Source organism: Deltaproteobacteria bacterium, from assembly GCA_009929795.1.
Classification (GTDB): domain Bacteria; phylum Desulfobacterota; class Desulfovibrionia; order Desulfovibrionales; family Desulfomicrobiaceae; genus RZZR01.
Genome location: RZZR01000049.1, coordinates 1 through 18,360, shown reverse-complemented (window position 1 = coordinate 18,360; position 18,360 = coordinate 1). Strand labels below are relative to the sequence as shown.

Genomic DNA, 18,360 nt, shown 5'->3' with positions numbered 1-18,360 from the left:
TCCAGGTTCGGCATCCGCTTATATCGTCGTTCCACCCGGGCATGATCTCGTAGACCGGCTCCACGTCGAACAGGGCGTTTTCGTATTGGGGCGGAAACAGGGTTTGACCGCCCTTGTACCTGTAGGACGTGCAGATATTGAGTTCGGACAGCCCTCCGAGGACATCGAGCTTGGTCAGGGCGATCTCGGTGGGGCCGTTGAGTCGCACCGATTCCCTGAGGACCACGGCGTCCAGCCATCCGCACCGCCGCTTGCGGCCGGTGGTGGCCCCGAACTCGGCCCCCTTGCTCTGAAGGTGCTCTCCGTCTCTGTCGTCAAGCTCCGTGGGAAAAGGACCGCTCCCGACCCTGGTGGTGTAGGCCTTGACCACGGCCACGACCCGTTTCAGCATCCCGGGATGAACCCCAAGGCCGGAGGCGGCATTGCCTACCACGGTGCTGGACGAAGTCACGAACGGGTAGGTTCCGTGATCGATGTCTAGATGAATGCCCTGGGCCCCCTCGAACAAGATAGAATGACCCTTTTCCGTGGCCTTTGTCACCACTCCGGAAACATCATCCAGGTACAGAGCCACCCGTTCGGCCCAAGGCTTGACCTCGGCGAAGACTTCCTCGGCGTCCAGAGCCTTCTGCCCGTAGAGTCCGGTGAACAGGGCGTTTTTCTCCACCAGGGCCTTGACGATCTTGGACCGCAATAAGGAAGGGTCGACGAAGTCACCGGCCCTGATGCCGATGCGGGCCATTTTGTCCTCGTAGCATGGGCCTATTCCCCGCCCGGTGGTCCCTATCTTGTCTTTGCCCGACTTGGCCCCTTCCCGGACGGTATCCAAAAGCCTGTGGTAGGGCATGATGATGTGGGTCTTGAAACTGATCTTGAGCCGTTCAGGAGTGACGACGATGCCATGGCCGGCCAGTCCGTCGATCTCCCGGCAGAAAACCTCGGGGTCCAGAACCACGCCGTTGCCGATGAGACAGATCTTATTCTCATGGAGAATTCCCGAGGGAATGAGATGGAGGACAAAGGTCTTGCCGTCCACCACCAGGGTGTGCCCGGCGTTGTTTCCGCCCTGAAACCGGGCAACGACCTCGGTCTCGGCCGTAAGGATGTCCACGATCTTGCCCTTGCCCTCGTCTCCCCACTGTGAACCGAATACCACTGTATGTTTCATGAATGAGTGCTCCAATGCTTCAGGAAAAAAACGACCGAATGCCGGTCATTCAACGGTCACGCTCTTGGCCAGGTTTCTGGGCTGGTCCACATCCTGTCCCAGATACACGGCCATTTCATAGGCGAACAACTGCAGGGCCGGAAGGACGAAGAAATTCTTCAGCGGCCCCTCGGCCCGGGGAATTCTCCAGACATGATCGGCCTCGAGTTCCTTCGGGCTGTCGGTCAGAATGACGATCCTCCCATCCCTGGCCCTGACTTCCTGGAGGTTGGACATCATCTTGGACATCAAGTCGTCCTCGGTGACGATGGCGAAGGTCGGGAAATCAGGCTCGATCAGGGCGATGGGCCCATGCTTCATCTCGCCGGCCGCGTAGCCTTCGGCGTGGATGTAGGAAATTTCTTTCAGCTTCAGGGCCCCTTCCATGGCCAAGGGAAAATTTCGTCCCCGACCGAGATAGAAGCAACTGGAGGCAAAGGCGTATTCACGGGCCAGTTCGGAGGCCCTCTCCCTCATTCCGGGCAAGGCCTCGTCCAACATTTCCGGCAGAGAGGTCAAGCCGTCGAGAATTGTCAGAAGGGTATCCTGGGGAACGATTCCCCTTCTCCCACCCCAATACAGGGCCATGAGAAGAAGCAAAACCTGTTGGCTACACATGGCCTTGGTGGAGGCCACGCTGATCTCCGGACCTGCCTGGGTGGTGATGACCAGGTCCGACTCTCTGAAGACCGAGGATCCGACAACATTGCACAGTCCCATGACCGGAACGTTACATTCCTTGGCGATCCGCATTCCGGCCAGGGTGTCGGCCGTTTCTCCGGATTGGCTGATGGCCAGGATGGCGTCGCCCTTGAGAAATACATGGGGCCGATAGCGGAATTCAGAGGCGATCTCGACGTCCACGGGGATCCGGGCCCATTCCTCCATGAGGTACTTGGCCCACAGACCGGCGTGATAGGAGGTTCCACATGCGACGATATGCAGTCGGCTCGGTACGGGCCAGTCCTTGAGTTCCCTCAATTCGGCCGTGACCCGACCGTTTCGTCGGACCCGCCCCCTGAGGCAGTCGCGGATGACCTGGGGCTGCTCGAAGATCTCCTTGAGCATGAAATGCCTGAAACCGCCCTTTTCCGCAGCCTGGACCTCCCATTCGATGCGGCTGGTCTGTTTGGCTACCGGCTTCAAGGTTCGGCTGTCAAAGACCTTCCAGTCATGGTCCGTCAGTTGGACCAGTTCTCCGTCCTCAAGAAAGACGACCTCTCGAGTGTATTGGAGAAAGGCCGGGATGTCTGATGCCACGAAATTCTCCCCGGTTCCGGCCCCGAAAAGCAAGGGGCTCGATTTTCTGGCCGCCCAGATGGTCGGAGTTTCCTCGTTGCAGATCAAGGCAAAGGCATACGCCCCCTCCACCTGCTTCAAGGCCCGGGAAATAGCATGAGGAATGGATCCCGTGGCATCCAGTTCGTGCCCGATGAGCTTGGCCAGAACCTCGGTGTCCGTTTCCGAGTCAAAGGTCAGTCCCAGTCCTTGGAGACGGTCCCTGATCTCAAGGTAATTCTCGATGATGCCGTTGTGGACCAGGGCCATACGGGACATCTGATCCATGTGGGGATGGGCGTTCTTCTCCGTGGGCAGTCCATGAGTGGCCCAGCGGGTGTGACCAATGGCGCAGGTCGAGTTCATGAAATTCACTGTTGAAAGCCTTTGCTCAAGGGCAGACAGCTTTCCCGGACTCCTGACAACTCTCAGCTCCTGACCGTCCATATAGGCCACCCCGGCCGAGTCGTATCCTCGATACTCGAGCCTTCTCAGACCCTGCAAAATAACAGGCACGGCCGGTCTATGACCGACATATCCAATGATCCCGCACATATTTCATGTCCTCCGGATCAATACGATTCAATGGGCTCCTGAGCCTCGGTCAGGAGAAATTGCCCCTGGTCGATCCATGATTTGAGGGAATCGGCGATTTCCAGGGATATGGAATGACTGGTGACCGGCACCGCGGGAACATTTTTGTTTTCGACCTCGATGCTTCCTGACTTTAAAGCGGCAAAGGTGACATGGGCCAAGGGCTTGGCGTTGCCCAATTGGTAGTCGTTCCCGTAATCGATGACCGGCATCTCGATATCCTCGTCGCTCACGCCGGTGAACCAAGCCATGTCTTCGTCCAGGATCGGGATGGGGATGCCCAGGCCAACGGCCAGGGATACGCCGTAGCCCACCAAACTGACCCCGCGCAGGTACCTGGGGTTCATACCCTTCAGATCGCCCTTGACCATCAGGGTCCCGGAACCAGACAGGGGAATACCGCGGGCATTGCGCTTGGGCCTCGGATCGTGCTGGGTACCGGAGCCGAGAACATACCCGATGCCTCCGCCGAGAAATATTCTGGTCCCCAGACCGATAGTCCTGAAAAAAGGATCGTTGAACAGGGGACTCAACTCTCCTGCTGTGGCGAAATTGGCGTTGCCCATCCTGGGCCTGAGAGGCCCCATGTAGGTGTACTTGAGCTTATCGCTCTTGTTCACGGCGCAATTGTAATTCTGGTAGGCGTTTCTGGGATTAAGAAGAACCGCGGACCGCAGTTCGGCCAGGGTAATGTCCCGTTCCAGGCTCTTGCGCGGATAGCAGTCGGTCCCATAGCCCCAGGCCTTGAGAAAGATCTTTCGTCCCTGGACGAGATCCTCGATGACGTGGCCTCCCCCATACTTGAAAGCTCCGGGGAAGACCTTGTTCAATGGATCGTCCTCGGACGGTTCCGTGGCCCCGAGATAGGCGTCCACCGCGGCAAGGCCCCCGTAGGCCGGAACCCCGTTCAGCCAGACTTTTCCAGCTTTTATGGTCGGTGGTTTCTGGCCGATATTAAAGAGCAGGCCGGACGAGCACATGGGGGAGAAGGTCCCGGTGGTCACGATGTCAACATGTTCCGCCGCCTTGACCTTGCCCTGTTCCCTGACTAGTCTGGCCATGTCCCGAGCGTTCAGGACGACTGCCACGCCTTTTTTGATTTTTTCGTTTATTTCAGCGATGGTCCTGTGAATTCCTTTACCCATCGGCGTACCCTCTCCTTTCCAGAATTTCGAATCTTGTCGGCTTACCCGATAACCCTTCGATCAGCAAATGCCAATGTCGATACCGGCCTGGATTCGATCGAGACATCCCAACCCATCTTTCTGCCGTGATCCAAACCCAACTCAGAAACATGCTGGTCTCCCGCTTCGACGAGGACATGGTCCGCTCGTTTCTCGATCCCCTGACCATCAGTTTCGATGGTCAAGAGGTGACCATCTCCTGCCCACACCGCTACTTTTCGGCATCCATTCCCGATTTTTTTCTCGAAGCCCTCAAGGAGGAATTTTCAAGCGTACAAGGCCGCAATACAGTCGTCCACATTCAAAATGCGTCGGCCTTCCGGCCTTTTCCCTCTCCTCTTTGCCCTCCGTCCACGGACCGCTTTCCCTTTGGATCCACAAACACCTTTGAGAAATTCCTGGTCAATAAAAAAAACTTTTTCCCAATGACCTCGGCACAAAAGATCGCCGAAGGCGAGGAAACCGGATTCAATCCCTTTGTCGTCTGCGGGCCATCCGGCACGGGTAAGACTCATCTGGCCATGGCCATGGCCAATCGCATGGCCGACCGCATGGCCCAAGAATCCATTCTGGCCACCACCGGTGACGATCTGTCCCGATCCCTGAACCAAAAATTCCAGTCCAGTTCAGGACACTTCCAATCCTTCATGGATGGCTTTCAAGCCGTGGTTCTGGACAACTTTCACGAGGTCGAGGAAGATGACTTCCTGCAGGCCGAACTGATCCGAATCTTCGACTTCTTCCAATCCGACGACCGGCAAATGGTCTTCTGTCTGGATCGGCCCGTCTCCACCCTGAAGCATACCCGACTGGAACTCAAAAGCCGCATCGAATCCGGTCTGGTCGTTGCCCTGAAGGAACCTGATCTGGACATCAGGATACGAGCGGCCGGAGAATTCGTCGCCCAGCACCGCATCAAGCTGGCCCGCCAGCAGATACTGACCCTTGCCATGCAATGCGAATCCTTCCGGTCCCTGCGCGGGATGCTTTTAAAAATCAAGGCCTTCACCGGACTAGTTCGGAGAGACATGAGTGACCACGATTTCCACAACATCCTCGACTCGACCCGTGACCACCCATCACCGCATGTGACAGTAGACTCGATCCTCAAAACCGTGTCCACACATTTGGACCTGCGGATCCAGGACTTAGCCTCCTCCTCCAGAAAGCGGGAAATCGTCTTTGCCCGACAAGCGGCCATGTTTCTCTGCCGCGAGCATCTGGGGCTTTCCTATGCTGAAATCGGCAAGGTTTTTGGAGGCCGTGACCACAGCACGGTCATCCACAACCTCCAAAAAATCAAACAGATCCAAAATGATGACCCAAAAACGAAACAAACGCTAAGAAGACTTTCCAACGAATGTGTCCAAGGTTCAAAACAACCGATTTTCAAAAAATGATCGGTTCATCGGTTCCTTAATCGTTTCCAGAGTTGTTCGAAAAAAAAATTATAAAAACGAGCAGATAAAATATTTTTGAACAAACGAACCACTATTATTCTTACGACGAGGAAAACTATGAAATTTTCAATACTCAAAGAAGACGTCATTGAGGGCCTACAAAAAGCCATGTCCATCACCCCAGCCAAGACCGGAGCAGCCTATCTCCGCTCTCTCTGGATCAAGACCGAGGCGGATCGGATCGTCGTCATGTCCACGGACGCTTCTACAGAATTTACAGGCTCCTATCCGGCCGTTGTTCATGAGGCCGGTCTCATCGGCCTGAACGCCAAAAAGTTCTGCGAACTTGTACGCAAGCACAAGGGCGGTGAAATTCTTCTGCACACCGAAAAGGATGGTGAAACCTGCATCATCGAACAGGGACGAAAAAAATATCGTCTGCCTACCTACGATGCAGGATGGTTTCAAAATTTTCACGACTTTCCCGAAGAACGAACCGTTCTCCTTGAGGGCAATTTTCTTAGAACCCTTATTGACAGAACGGCTTTTTGTCTCCTCGACGACGAAAGCGATAACGAGTACAATTGCCTGCGCCTCGGTAAGGACGAGAACGGATGGATAGATGTCTGTGCCATGAATGGCCATCAGTTCGCCCTGTTCAGATTCCAGAATCAGGATTTGTTCAACGTCCTGTCGGAGGAAGGAATGCTCATCCCCAAGAAGGCCATGAGCGAAATACGGAGATGGACGACCTTCGACGAGGTTGAATTGAGTATGACGGCCAAACGAGTGTTTCTTCGGTCTGCCGACGGCCAGGAAATGCTCAGTTTTCCCCTGAAGCTCCACACGTATCCGGACTATAAATCCTTCCTCAATCGGTTCGAGGGCCAGTTCACATCCAGGATGGAGGTCAACGCAGCAGATTTTTTTGATTCTTTGGACAGGCTTTCGGTATTCAATACCGAAAATTATTCTTCGATTCTCATGAGTCTGTCCTCGAAGGCATTGGTGCTGACGACCCAGGGCCAGGATGTGGGCGATGCCAGGGAAATTCTGGAAATTTCCTATAGCGGGGAACTGGACAGTATCGCCTTCATGAACGCCAGTCTGATGGAGGTCATTACTCACTTCGATTCGGAGGCCCTGGTTCTGGAATTCACCGGGTCCAGATCCCCTTGCAGGATAAGGGGAATTGACACCGACGAGAACTACACGGTGATCTCTATGCCCGTGGAGATCACCACTGACACCTACTACACCGAAGAAGCCGAAACCCGGGAGATATAGAAAAGCATGACCGTCGAAAAGAATCCGAACGCCTATACGGCAGAAAGCATTACCGTCCTCAAGGGCCTCGAACATCCTCGTAAACGGCCGGCCATGTATATCGGGGGCACCGATCAGGCCGGACTCCATCACCTGATTTACGAGGTGGTTGACAACTGTATCGACGAGGCCTTGGCCGGGTATTGCGACCATATCAAGGTCAGCATCCATCTCGACAACAGCGTGACCGTGACCGACAACGGTCGGGGCATACCTGTGGACATCCATGAGGATGAACAGCGTTCGGCCCTGGAAGTGGTCATGACCATGCTCAATGCCGGAGGGAAATTCGACAGTTCGAGCTACAAGGTGTCGGGTGGGTTGCACGGGGTGGGTGTATCCGTGGTCAACGCCCTATCCGAGTATCTGGAGGTTGTGGTCAACCGCCAAGGCGGAAAGTATCATCAGCGCTACGAACGGGGCATCCCGTTGGCCGATGTTGAAAAGATAGGAACGAGCGAGAATACGGGCACACGGATTCGTTTCCGGCCTGACGAACTGATTTTTCCGGACATCACTTTTTCGTTCGACATCTTAGCCAAACGATTCAATGAACTGGCCTATCTCAACCCCGGTCTGAAGATCGAGTTCTTTGACGAGCGGAACCAGGCTCGCGAGACCTATCTTCACGATGGAGGCATCGTCTCCTTTGTCCAGCAACTGAATGGCATCGACGGCATCCATCCCATTGTATCCGGGAGCGGGACTGTGGACGACGTGGTCATCGACTTTGCCATGCAATACAACACCGGGTATAAAGAAACGGTCTACTCCTTTGCCAACAATATCCGGACTCGGGAGGGCGGCACCCATCTCATGGGCTTCCGCATGGCTTTGACCCGGGCTATAAACACATATCTGGCCAACGCCGATCTGCCAAAGAAGCTCAAGTGCAAGCTGTCCGGGGACGATGTCCGCGAGGGCATGACAGTGGTCGTCAGCGTCAAGCTTTCCAACCCCCAGTTCGAGGGGCAGACCAAGACCAAGCTCGGGAATAGCGAGGTTTCCGGGTACGTCAACGGTATCGTCTATGAGAGGTTGATGACTTTTTTCGAGGAGAATCCCAAGGACGCCAAGCTGATTGTCGAAAAGGTCGTGGACGCCTCCAGGGCCAGGGAAGCCGCCAGGCGGGCCAAGGATCTCGTTCGACGCAAAGGGGCACTGGGAGATCATTCCCTACCTGGGAAGCTTGCCGATTGTCAGAGCAAGAGCCCAGAGGAAAGTGAAATTTTCATCGTCGAGGGCGATTCGGCCGGAGGTTCGGCCAAACAGGGCCGAAATCCAAGGTTTCAAGCCATTCTCCCTTTGCGGGGCAAGATTTTGAACGTCGAAAAGACCCGTTTCGACAAGATGCTCAAGAACAAGGAGATCAAGAACCTGATCACTGCCATGGGTATCGGCATCGGCGAGGACGGGATCAATTTGGAAAAGCTCCGCTATCACAAGGTAGTCATCATGACCGACGCCGATGTGGACGGGGCCCATATCCGAACCCTGCTTTTGACGTTCTTTTTCCGCCAGTACGAGGAACTTGTGGACAAGGGCTATCTCTACATCGCCGAGCCTCCCCTGTACCGGGTCCACAAGGGAAATTTCGAACGATACATCAAAGACGAGTCTGGCCTGAACGCCTTTCTCATCGAACGGGTCAGCTCAGAAGTGACCGTCAGAACCTCCAGCGGAAACGAACTTCATGGAAAATCCATGGAGGATTTTTTGTGGGCTGTCTCAGGGTTACGGGAAAAAATGAACGAGGCCGCCAATATTGGTATTCCTGAACATCTCTTCATGGTCATGGTCGCCTGCCCGGAGCGGATAACGGCTGAAGGCTTGATCGAGGGAACAAGCCCGGAACTCCTCGAATATGTCCGGGAGAAGGGGTATTCCCTGCACGTCCTGGAAGAAAAGGATGAAGACGATGACGACAGCCGCGAAGTGTTGGAAAAGGACATTCGTCATTATGCGGTCATCGAGGACGCCAACGCCCGTCAAACCAAAATAGGCGTAGAATTTTTCAATACCCGCCTCTACCGGGCCGCCTACGGTGTCGTGGATACCTTGCGGGAATCATGCCCCGATCTTGTCTACACATTGGAGAGCAAAGGGGTTGAACTCGGTGCAGGTGATGCGCTCTTCATTCTGGACCGGTCCCTGGAAGAGGCTCAAAAAGGGGTTGGTATTCAACGCTACAAGGGTCTTGGTGAGATGAATCCGGAACAGCTCTGGGAAACGACCATGAATCCGGAAAACCGGGCCCTGTACAAGGTGACCATCGAAGATGCCGAGGAAGCCGACGAACTTTTTTCAAGACTCATGGGAGATAAGGTCGAGCCCAGGCGTGATTTCATCGAGAGAAACGCCCTGACCGTCAGAGATCTGGACATCTAGGGAAGTTTTTGTCGGCACTGCCTGGAAGAGAGATGCAAGCGAGGAAAGAGTGAACACCCCCGAAGAAAAAGAACAAAAAGATCAGAAAAGTTTTATCAACATAGAGCAAGAGCTCAAAAAATCGTATCTCGAGTATGCCCTGAGCGTCATTGTCGGTCGGGCCATACCTGACGTCCGCGATGGTCTCAAACCCGTCCACAGGCGGATTCTGTACGCCATGCACGATCTCGGGAACACCTATAACCGGCCTTACAAGAAGTCGGCCAGGGTGGTGGGCGACGTTATCGGCAAGTATCATCCCCACGGAGATTCCGCGGTCTATGACGCGTTGGTTCGCTTGGCCCAGAATTTCAACATGCGCGACCCACTCATTGATGGCCAGGGAAACTTTGGCTCCATCGACGGTGACTCTGCCGCGGCCATGCGGTACACCGAGGCCCGCATGTCCCGTCTGACCACCAATTTTTTGGAGGATATCGACAAGGATACGGTCCAATTTCGGCCTAATTACGACAACACCCTCCAGGAACCCTCGGTCCTGCCGACCAAGGTGCCCAATCTCCTAGTCAACGGCTCCTCGGGCATCGCAGTGGGAATGGCCACGAACATTCCGCCTCACAACCTGGGAGAGGTGGTCGATGCGACCCTGCTCCTCCTGAATCGTCCCGAGGCCTCGATTCGTGAATTGATGGCCCTTGTCCAGGGGCCCGACTTCCCCACCGGGGCCTTTCTGTTCAACCGCCGGGGAATCAGGGACGCCTACGAGACCGGTCGGGGCAATGTCATGATCAGGTCCCGCCTGGAAGTCAAAGAACGCAAAAACGGCCAGGAGTCCATCATTGTCAACGAGATTCCCTATGCCGTGAACAAGTCTGTGCTGGTGGAAAAGATCGCCGCCCTGGTCAATGAGCAGCGACTCGAGGGCATTTCAGATTTGCGGGACGAGTCGGACCGCAACGGCATCCGGATCGTCATGGATCTCAAACGGGGTGTGAACTCGGCCGTCCTGGTCAATCAGCTCTACAAGTACACCCAGCTTCAGACCAGTTTCGGAATCAACATGATGGCCGTGGTCAACAATAGACCCAAACTTCTGAATCTCAAGGAGATACTTGAGCATTTCATCGCCTTCCGCAAGGAGGTCATTGTCAGGCGTTCCCGCTTCGAATTGGCCAAGGCCGAACACAGGGCCCATATTCTCGAAGGCCTAAGGGTGGCTCTGGACAACATAGATGAGGTCGTGTCCATTATCCGCTCATCGGCTGGGCCGGCCGAGGCCAAGGCCCGGTTGACTGAGCGTTTCGGTCTGAGCGACATCCAGAGCCAGGCCATCCTGGATATGCGCCTGCAGAGACTGACCGGCCTGGAGCGCGAAAAACTCCTGGAAGAGTACAAGGAACTCCTTAAGCGCATTGAGTATCTCAAAAGTGTCATCGAGAATCAGGAAGTCCTCAAATCGGTCATCCAAGGTGAACTCGAGGAACTCAAGAGGTCCTTCGCAACCCCGAGACGCTCTCTGCTTCTCGACCACGATCCGGGGAGCATCGACATTGAGGACATCATTCCCGACGACGAGGTGGTCATCACCATGTCCAGGCAGGGCTATATCAAGCGGGCCTCGCTGGACATCTATCAACAGCAGAAAAAAGGCGGCAAGGGCAAGGCCGGGGTGAACGTCTCGGACAAGGATTTTATCACCAGCATCATCATCTCCTCCAATCACCAGTATCTCTACTTCTTCACCAGCCGGGGCCGGACGTATCAGACCAAGGCCCATCAGATTCCCGAAGGCAGCCGAATAGCCAAGGGCACGCACATCGCTAATATCCTGCCCCTGGAGCAGGACGAGTACGTGGCCACCATTCTCAGTCAACGGGACATGAGCGAGGAGAAATCCTTCCTGTTCGTGACCAAGAAAGGAATGGTCAAAAAATCTGCCATGAACCTGTATCGGAACATACGCAGCAGTGGGCTGATCGCCGTGGGTCTGCGCGAGGAGGACGAACTCTTGGCCGTGCGGGAGACAGGTGAGGACGACGAGGTCATCCTGGTCACCCGGGAGGGGTATTCGATCCGTTTTCGGAGTGGGGAGATCCGGGATACCGGGCGGTCGGCCTCCGGGGTCAAGGGCATTACCCTTCGCCCGGGAGACGAGGTCGTCACCGGGGTCGTGGTCACTGAGTCGGGGAAGAAGGAATTGCTGACCATCGCCGAGCACGGGCTGGGCAAGCGGACCCATCTGGAACAATATCGCGGTCAGTCCCGAGGTGGAAAGGGCATCATCAACATGCGGGTCACCCCCAGGACTGGAAGGGTGGTCGGGGCCATGATGGTCGACAGTGAGGACGAGGTCATTCTCCTGACCTCGGGCCACAAGATCATCCGCATCGGCATCGCCGAAGTCAGCCTGGTCGGACGGGCCACCCAAGGGGTCAAGCTCGTGCAACTCGATGATGATCAGAAGGTCGTCTGTTTTGACCGGGTGGTCATGGGCGAAGACAAGAACGGGGACGAGGTATTCTGAGTCATCGGATCATAGCGGACGCTTGGGTCGGTCGGTGGATCCGAATCGGCCTGGGACTCGTTGTTCTCTTTCTGGTTCTGTCTTGCGGACACGACGGTCCGGCCCGGGAAGAATTGGAACACGCCGACCAGGCCTTTGGACGAGGTCTCTTTCAGGAGGCAAAGGCTGGCTACGAGGAATACCTCCGGGTTGAATCCGAAGGCACTGAGCGGTGGCGGGCATGGAACAGACTGGTAGTCATGGCCAGGGACATTCATGAGGATTTTCCCCGGGCCGTGGCCCTGCTGGAGGCCATGCGTCTCGAGTTCGGACTGAATTCCCAGCGGCTGCAGGTCATCTTGATGGATATTGGAGATCTGGCCGTCCGGATTAAGGACAGGGATCGGGCGGTTCAGGCTTATCGGACCATTCTGGATATGGACCGGGCCGAGCCGGATTTCCGGATCAAGGCCTTCAGGCGCCTCGCTTCGGTCCAACTCCAGACGCGGGACTTTGTCGGTGCCCGGGCAACCCTGGAGGCGGCCATTCGGTCGAATCCGGTACCGAACGAGCGGCAGGTTTTATCCTTTGAGCTGGGCCGGGTTATGATTCTCGCCGGGATGGCCAGGGAGGCCGAAGAGGCCTTGGCCGAGGCGGCTTCTGGGCCCAGAGCGACCGTCGCGGCGGAGGCCAAGTTCGCTCTGGCCGGTTTGGCCCTTGATGTCGGCGATGGAGACCGGGCCGGGGAACTCTGCCTTCAGGCCCTGGAGGACCACCCCAATCCGCTGGTGGTCGACGGCTGTCTGAAGAGGGCGGAAAAGATGCGGAAACAACGGCCGACGGCAAAGGAGAACGGCGATGGGTGAGGGCAATCCGTCCTTCTGGCCTCACAAGGATCTGATCGACATTACCACCCTGGATAGGGACGAAATCGCCCTCGTTTTGGAAACCGCCGGACGGTTTTCGGAGATCAACGAGCGGCCGGTGAAAAAGGTTCCGATTCTGAAGGGCAAGAGCGTTGTTCTCTTTTTCGCCGAGCCCTCCACACGGACCAAGACTTCATTTGACGTGGCCGGCAAGAGGCTTTCGGCGGACACCTTTTCCCTGGCCACATCCGGGAGCAGCCTGACCAAGGGCGAGAGCCTCAAGGACACGGCCCTAACCCTGGAGTCCATGAGGCCTGACGCTATCGTCATCCGTCATTCTCGAAGCGGGGCCGCCCAGTTTCTGGCCTCCAGACTCGATTGCAGTGTCATCAACGCGGGCGACGGCCGTCATGCCCATCCGACCCAGGCGCTTTTGGACGCCTTTGCCCTGAGCCGAGTCTGGGAAAGTTTTGAAGACAAGAACGTACTTATCGTCGGAGATATCGCCCACAGCCGGGTGGCCAGATCCGATGTCGTGCTTCTGACCAAACTCGGGGCCAGGGTCCGGCTGTGCGGGCCGAGGACCCTGCTTCCTTCGAGCCTTGAGTCGTGGCCGGTGGAGGTCCATTCCCGACTGGACAAGGCCTGCCAAGGTGTGGATGCGATTATCTGTCTTAGGCTCCAGCTGGAGCGGCAGGCAGCCGGCCTCTTTCCGGATGTCCGCGAGTACGCCAGGACCTATGGCCTCGGCCCACGCCATCTGGCCGAGGCGGACCCGGGCGTCCGGGTGCTCCATCCCGGGCCCATGAACCGCGGCGTGGAGATCGACAACGAACTGGCCGACAGTGGACAGAGCCTGATCCTGGACCAGGTCTACGCCGGAGTCTGTGTGCGCATGGCGGTCCTTTTTCTTTTGTTGACCCGACCCAACCAGGGAGATGGCCATGGCCGGCGTTGAGATGCTCGTTCGTTCGGTTCTTTGGGGCGGAAGGCCACACGACCTCGTGGTTTCAGGGGGTAAGATCGTCGAGCTGTCACCGAATCCGGTGGCAACCGGGTCGGAGGTGGAACTGGTGGACGGTTCGGGACTTCTGCTCCTGCCCAGCATGATCGACGCTCACGTCCATCTGCGGGAGCCGGGTCAGGAATACAAGGAGGACATCGCCTCGGGGTTAGGTGCGGCGGCGGCCGGAGGCATCGGCCGAGTCCTGGCCATGGCCAACACAATGCCTGTCAACGACCAGGCCTCGGTGACCCGATTCATGCTGAGCCAGGCCGCCCGCTCTCATCCAAACGGTCCCTTCCTCCATCCGGTTGGGGCACTGACTAAGGGTCTGGCCGGAAAGGAACTGGCTCCGCTCATGGAACTGGCCGAGGCCGGATGTCTGGCCTTTTCCAACGACGGTCGGCCGGTGGGTGACAACGCCCTGTTTCTCCGGGCCCTGGAATACGCATCGGACACGGGACTTCCGGTCATCGATCATTGTGAGGATCCGGATTTGGCCCGGGGCGGGGCCATGAACGAGGGCCGGATCTCCAGTCTGTTGGGTCTCACAGGAATTCCGGTTACGGCCGAAGCCCTGCAAGTGGCCAGGGATATCCTCCTGGCCGAGTATCTGGACCTTCACGTCCACCTAGCCCACGTCAGCTGCCGTCAGGCCGTGGAGCTCATTGCCTGGGCCAAGGGCCGAGGAGTACGGGTCACGGCCGAGACCTGTCCCCATTATCTCCTTTGGGACGAGACCCTGGTCGGCGATTACAACACCAGGGCCAAGGTCAACCCTCCTTTGCGGACCTGGGATGATGTCCTGGCTGTGCGTCAGGCTTTGGCCGAGGGGATTCTGGATATTCTGGTCACGGATCACGCCCCTCATGCCGATCATGAAAAGGAACAAACCTTCGACGATGCCCCCTTCGGCATTTCCGGTCTGGATACGGCCTTGAGCTTGGTTCTCGGTCTGGTCAAAAATGGGTTTCTCGACATGGAAACGGTCATGGACAGGTTTGCCTGGCGTCCTGCGGACATCTTCGGCCTTCCGGCCAACCGTTTCAGGCCCGGCGATCCGGCCGATTTCTTTCTCTTCGATCCGGACCTGGACTGGAAGGTGGATGAAAGGACCATGCGATCCAAGGGCAAGAACACCCCCTGCCTCGGAACGGAACTCCAAGGCCGGGTGACCCGGCATTTCCTGGCCGGCAAGGAAATCTTTCGACTTCAAGCCGAGGACATGAAATGAAAAATTGTCCGCCATCGGAGTGGACAGGGAGTTGGAGATGAATACGACGGAACGCTTTGTGGGACTGGCCTTGGTCGGTTTTCTAGCCCTGGCCGGACTGGTGTCCGGGACCGGGTGCGGCACCGATGATGAGAACGCCACGGACAACACGGCCTTCTACGGGACATTCACCTATTGGCAGGAATCAGAGCGCTGCACCGGGATCACAAAGAGCGCTCTGACCATAGGCAGTGAGGAGGAACGGATCAAGAAGGCCGACCGCGAGGACCAGTACATCTATCTGCCAGAAAACGAGACGACCTACGAATACGAGTATGAAGACAGCGACGACAAGTTCGACTATTGGTACAAGGTCAGCATCAGCGGACGGACCCTAAAAATGGAGCAGGAAAAGGGCGACAAGGACTGGTCCTACACCATCACCATGGTTTTCGATTCGGACAGCAACAACACCGGGACTATGAGCGGCAAGGACTACTACAAGCTCTGGGACTGCCGATCCTTCAACGGAACGTTCAGGAAGAATTGATCGGGCGGTGTCTTTCTGCCGGCCGGACGGGCGGGAAGTCATGGATAATCCGTGGCATTTCGCCCTGTTTTTTTGGAAAGAATTGCATGGTACTCCATCGGCTCGTTTTTTCGCCTTCAATGACCGGCCGGATTGATCGGCAAGGAAAAATCCACGGATGATTCGGGCCGCTCTTGCCCGAGCCAGCGGCCGGGATCTATTGGTGTATACCCGCCCCCAGGCCGTGCATGAAGCGTGGACTCCAGCCGATGTCCCAAACCTGCTCGCCCGTGTTGAATCCCTTGTGGAGGCCACAGGACTTCATGCCGTGGGCTTTGTCGGCTACGAGGCCGGATCGGCCTTTGACGAGGCCTTGCCATGGCGCTTTCCGGGACAATGGCCGCTAGCCTGGTTTGCCCTGTTTCCGCAGCCGGTGGCGTGTTCCTGTCCCAAACCCAGACCTCTTCCCGTCATTGAATGGAATCCGGAGCTTGACGAGGCCTCATACCGGAGAGCCTTGGACTGTATTCGGGATCTGTTGGCCGCCGGTGAGACCTACCAAGTCAATTTCACCTATCGCTTGCGCGCCGTTTTTCGTTCCGATCCCTGGTCGTTTTTTTGCCGACTTTTTCGAAATCAACCGTCCCCTCATGCCGTATATCTGGAGGCCGAGGACTGGGCCATATGCAGTGCCTCGCCCGAGCTTTTTTTCCGTCGCACGAATCGGGTTATCCTGTCGCAACCAATGAAAGGCACGGCCAGACGAGGACGTTTCATGGAGGAGGATGACGAACGGGCCGCATCGCTTCAATCTTCGGCCAAGGAAAGAGCTGAAAATGTAATGATCGTGGACATGGTACGTAATGACCTGGGGAGGGCATGCGTGACAGGAAGCGTGCATGTGCCTCGGCTTTTTTCGGTGGAGCGTTACCCGACCCTCTTGCAGATGACCTCCCTGGTCTGTGGGCGGGTGGAATCGGATCTCCCATCCCTGTTTCGAGCCCTCTTTCCTGCGGCTTCCATCACCGGCGCTCCCAAGGTGCGAACCGCTGCCGTCATTCATCAATTGGAGGTATCACCTCGCCGGATCTATACCGGAGCCCTGGGTGTCGTACGGCCTGGTCGCCGGATCCATTTCAACGTCGCCATTCGGACTGTGCTCGTGCACAAAACCCGGGGCGAGGCCGAATATGGGGTTGGCAGTGGCATTGTCTGGGATTCGCATAATATAGCCGAGTTTGCCGAAACCCGCCTCAAGGCTCGTGTTCTTGATCACGATCGGCCAGAGTTCTGTCTTGTGGAAACCATGAAGGTTACGTCGCGTGGAGTGCCCCTTTGGCCTTGGCATCGTCGACGAATGGAGGCTTTGGCCCGGTATTGGGGTTTTCGAATTCCCCGGGCCTCCATTGAGAGGGAATTGTCACTTCATTGTCGTGATTTTGTTTCGCCATGTATCCTGCGTCTGGCATTGACCCGTCAGGGTGAGCGGCTTTGGGAAGTTCGGCCGATTCCGGTCACACCCCGTCCGTACCGTCTGGCGTGGGCAACCCGACCCGTGGACCAGGACGATCCTTTTTGTTTTCATAAGACCACCCTGCGTAACGAATTGAACGAGCAAAGAGCGCGAGCACGGAGTCTCGGAGCACACGATGCCTTGCTTTACAATCGCAAGGGAGAAGTCACCGAGACCACCATCGCCAACATATTGATTCGTGTGGGTGGAGAGTGGATCACGCCGTTCCGCGCCTGCGGCCTCCTTGCCGGCGTCGGCCGACAGCGGCTTTTGGAGAGGGGGAGGGTGCGGGAGGCGCACGTGGGCCGCCGAGACCTGGAGTGTGGCGAGCGGATACTGCTCGTCAATGCCGTGCGCGGAGCGTGGCCGGCGGTGATGGTCCCGGAAGAATAGGTCTTCAGCGGTTCACCCACATGCCAGCCCCGCATATCTGGAAGTTTTTGTTCGAGAATCTGATTTCCAGGGAAAATCACATGACGGCGTTTGCCGTCGGGAGAGTCCATGCCTCGCCTGCGAAAAATCGGCCTTTGGGTCGCCCTGACCTTTGTCTCGGCCCTGTTGGCCGCCGGTCTGCAATGGGCCCAGGTTCCCGCGGCCATGATGCTCGGACCCATGCTCATCGGTGTGGCCTTTGCCCTTCAGGGGTCCGGTCTGGCCGTGCCCAATTGGGCCTTTGCCGGGGCCCAGGCCGTGGTGGGCTGCATGGTGGCCGTCACCATCACTCCCTCCACCCTAGCCGCCTTGTCCGATAGTTGGCCAGTGATGCTTCTGGCCATTGCCCTTGTCATTTTCTTCGGGGCACTGGTGGGGCTCGGGCTCATGCGTTTCGGAACCTTACCGGGCAACACCGCGGCCTGGGGCACCTCCCCGGGCGGGGCCGCAGCCATGACGGCCATGGCCGAGTCGTACGGAGCCGACATCCGCATGGTGGCCTTCATGCAGTACCTGCGGGTGTTCGTGGTCGTGCTCACCGCGTCCGGCGTTGCCCGCCTGCTTTTGGGGCATGCCGTCGACGAGCCCGTCCGGACTTGGTCGCCGGGCTTTGACGCACCCCTTGGACCATTGGGTCTGACCATGGTCTTGGTGGTTGGCGGTGTAATCCTTGGCCGTCTGGGGCGCATTCCGGCCGGAGCACTGCTTTTGCCCATGGTCTTCGGGGCCGTGCTGAACTCCCTGGGGCTCATGGCTATCACCCTACCCCCATGGCTTCTTTGGAGTGCTTATGCATCCCTGGGCTGGTACATCGGCTTGCGCTTTACACCCCAGACCGTGCGCTACGCACTGAAGGCCGTGCCCCAGCTGTTGCTGGCCGTTTTCATTCTCATGCTTTTGTGCGGAGGCGTGGCCTGGATGCTC

At 57.0% G+C, this 18,360-nt stretch carries 13 protein-coding genes; 10 read left to right on the top strand and 3 right to left on the bottom strand.

The window, feature by feature from the left end; all coding sequences use genetic code 11:
- The 3 genes from EOM25_07255 to EOM25_07245 all read right to left on the bottom strand — a co-directional run.
- A partial coding sequence (locus tag EOM25_07255) for an adenylosuccinate synthase (protein NCC24982.1) occupies positions 1–1,168 on the bottom strand: 1,168 nt, incomplete at its 3' end.
- A gap of 45 nt (positions 1,169–1,213) precedes the next feature.
- Positions 1,214–3,040: a glutamine--fructose-6-phosphate transaminase (isomerizing) gene (glmS, locus tag EOM25_07250; GenBank protein ID NCC24981.1), complete on the bottom strand. Its 1,827-nt coding sequence runs from the start codon at positions 3,038–3,040 to the stop codon at positions 1,214–1,216.
- 17 nt (positions 3,041–3,057) lie between these two features.
- Positions 3,058–4,224, bottom strand: coding sequence for a hypothetical protein (locus tag EOM25_07245; GenBank protein ID NCC24980.1), 1,167 nt, complete (start codon positions 4,222–4,224; stop codon positions 3,058–3,060).
- Positions 4,225–4,349: 125 nt separating this feature from the next.
- On the opposite strand from EOM25_07245, the gene EOM25_07240 reads away from it, so the two are divergent.
- From EOM25_07240 to EOM25_07195, 10 genes are all read left to right on the top strand, one after another.
- A complete protein-coding gene (locus EOM25_07240) occupies positions 4,350–5,663 on the top strand; it encodes an AAA family ATPase (GenBank protein ID NCC24979.1) in 1,314 nt (437 codons plus the stop codon).
- 117 nt (positions 5,664–5,780) lie between these two features.
- Complete coding sequence (gene dnaN / locus EOM25_07235) at positions 5,781–6,950, top strand: DNA polymerase III subunit beta (GenBank protein NCC24978.1); 1,170 nt, start codon at positions 5,781–5,783, stop codon at positions 6,948–6,950.
- A 6-nt stretch (positions 6,951–6,956) separates the two neighbouring features.
- Positions 6,957–9,377: a DNA topoisomerase (ATP-hydrolyzing) subunit B gene (gene gyrB / locus EOM25_07230; protein ID NCC24977.1), complete on the top strand. Its 2,421-nt coding sequence runs from the start codon at positions 6,957–6,959 to the stop codon at positions 9,375–9,377.
- Between the two features lie 94 nt (positions 9,378–9,471).
- Positions 9,472–11,901, top strand: a complete 2,430-nt coding sequence (gene gyrA / locus EOM25_07225) for a DNA gyrase subunit A (protein NCC24976.1) — start codon at positions 9,472–9,474, stop codon at positions 11,899–11,901.
- A gap of 113 nt (positions 11,902–12,014) precedes the next feature.
- A complete protein-coding gene (locus EOM25_07220; protein NCC24975.1) occupies positions 12,015–12,746 on the top strand; it encodes a tetratricopeptide repeat protein in 732 nt (243 codons plus the stop codon).
- On the top strand, positions 12,739–13,704 hold the full coding sequence (locus EOM25_07215) for an aspartate carbamoyltransferase catalytic subunit (GenBank protein NCC24974.1): 966 nt from the start codon (positions 12,739–12,741) through the stop codon (positions 13,702–13,704). Before EOM25_07220 ends, EOM25_07215 begins: the two co-directional genes overlap by 8 nt.
- Entirely contained in the window at positions 13,691–14,983 is a 1,293-nt protein-coding gene (locus EOM25_07210; GenBank protein NCC24973.1) for a dihydroorotase, read from the top strand. Before EOM25_07215 ends, EOM25_07210 begins: the two co-directional genes overlap by 14 nt.
- 37 nt (positions 14,984–15,020) lie before the next feature.
- Positions 15,021–15,512: a hypothetical protein gene (locus EOM25_07205; GenBank protein ID NCC24972.1), complete on the top strand. Its 492-nt coding sequence runs from the start codon at positions 15,021–15,023 to the stop codon at positions 15,510–15,512.
- Between the two features lie 157 nt (positions 15,513–15,669).
- Positions 15,670–17,397: an aminodeoxychorismate synthase, component I gene (locus EOM25_07200; protein NCC24971.1), complete on the top strand. Its 1,728-nt coding sequence runs from the start codon at positions 15,670–15,672 to the stop codon at positions 17,395–17,397.
- A 108-nt stretch (positions 17,398–17,505) separates the two neighbouring features.
- The coding region (locus EOM25_07195; protein ID NCC24970.1) for an AbrB family transcriptional regulator at positions 17,506–18,360 on the top strand (855 nt) is incomplete at its 3' end.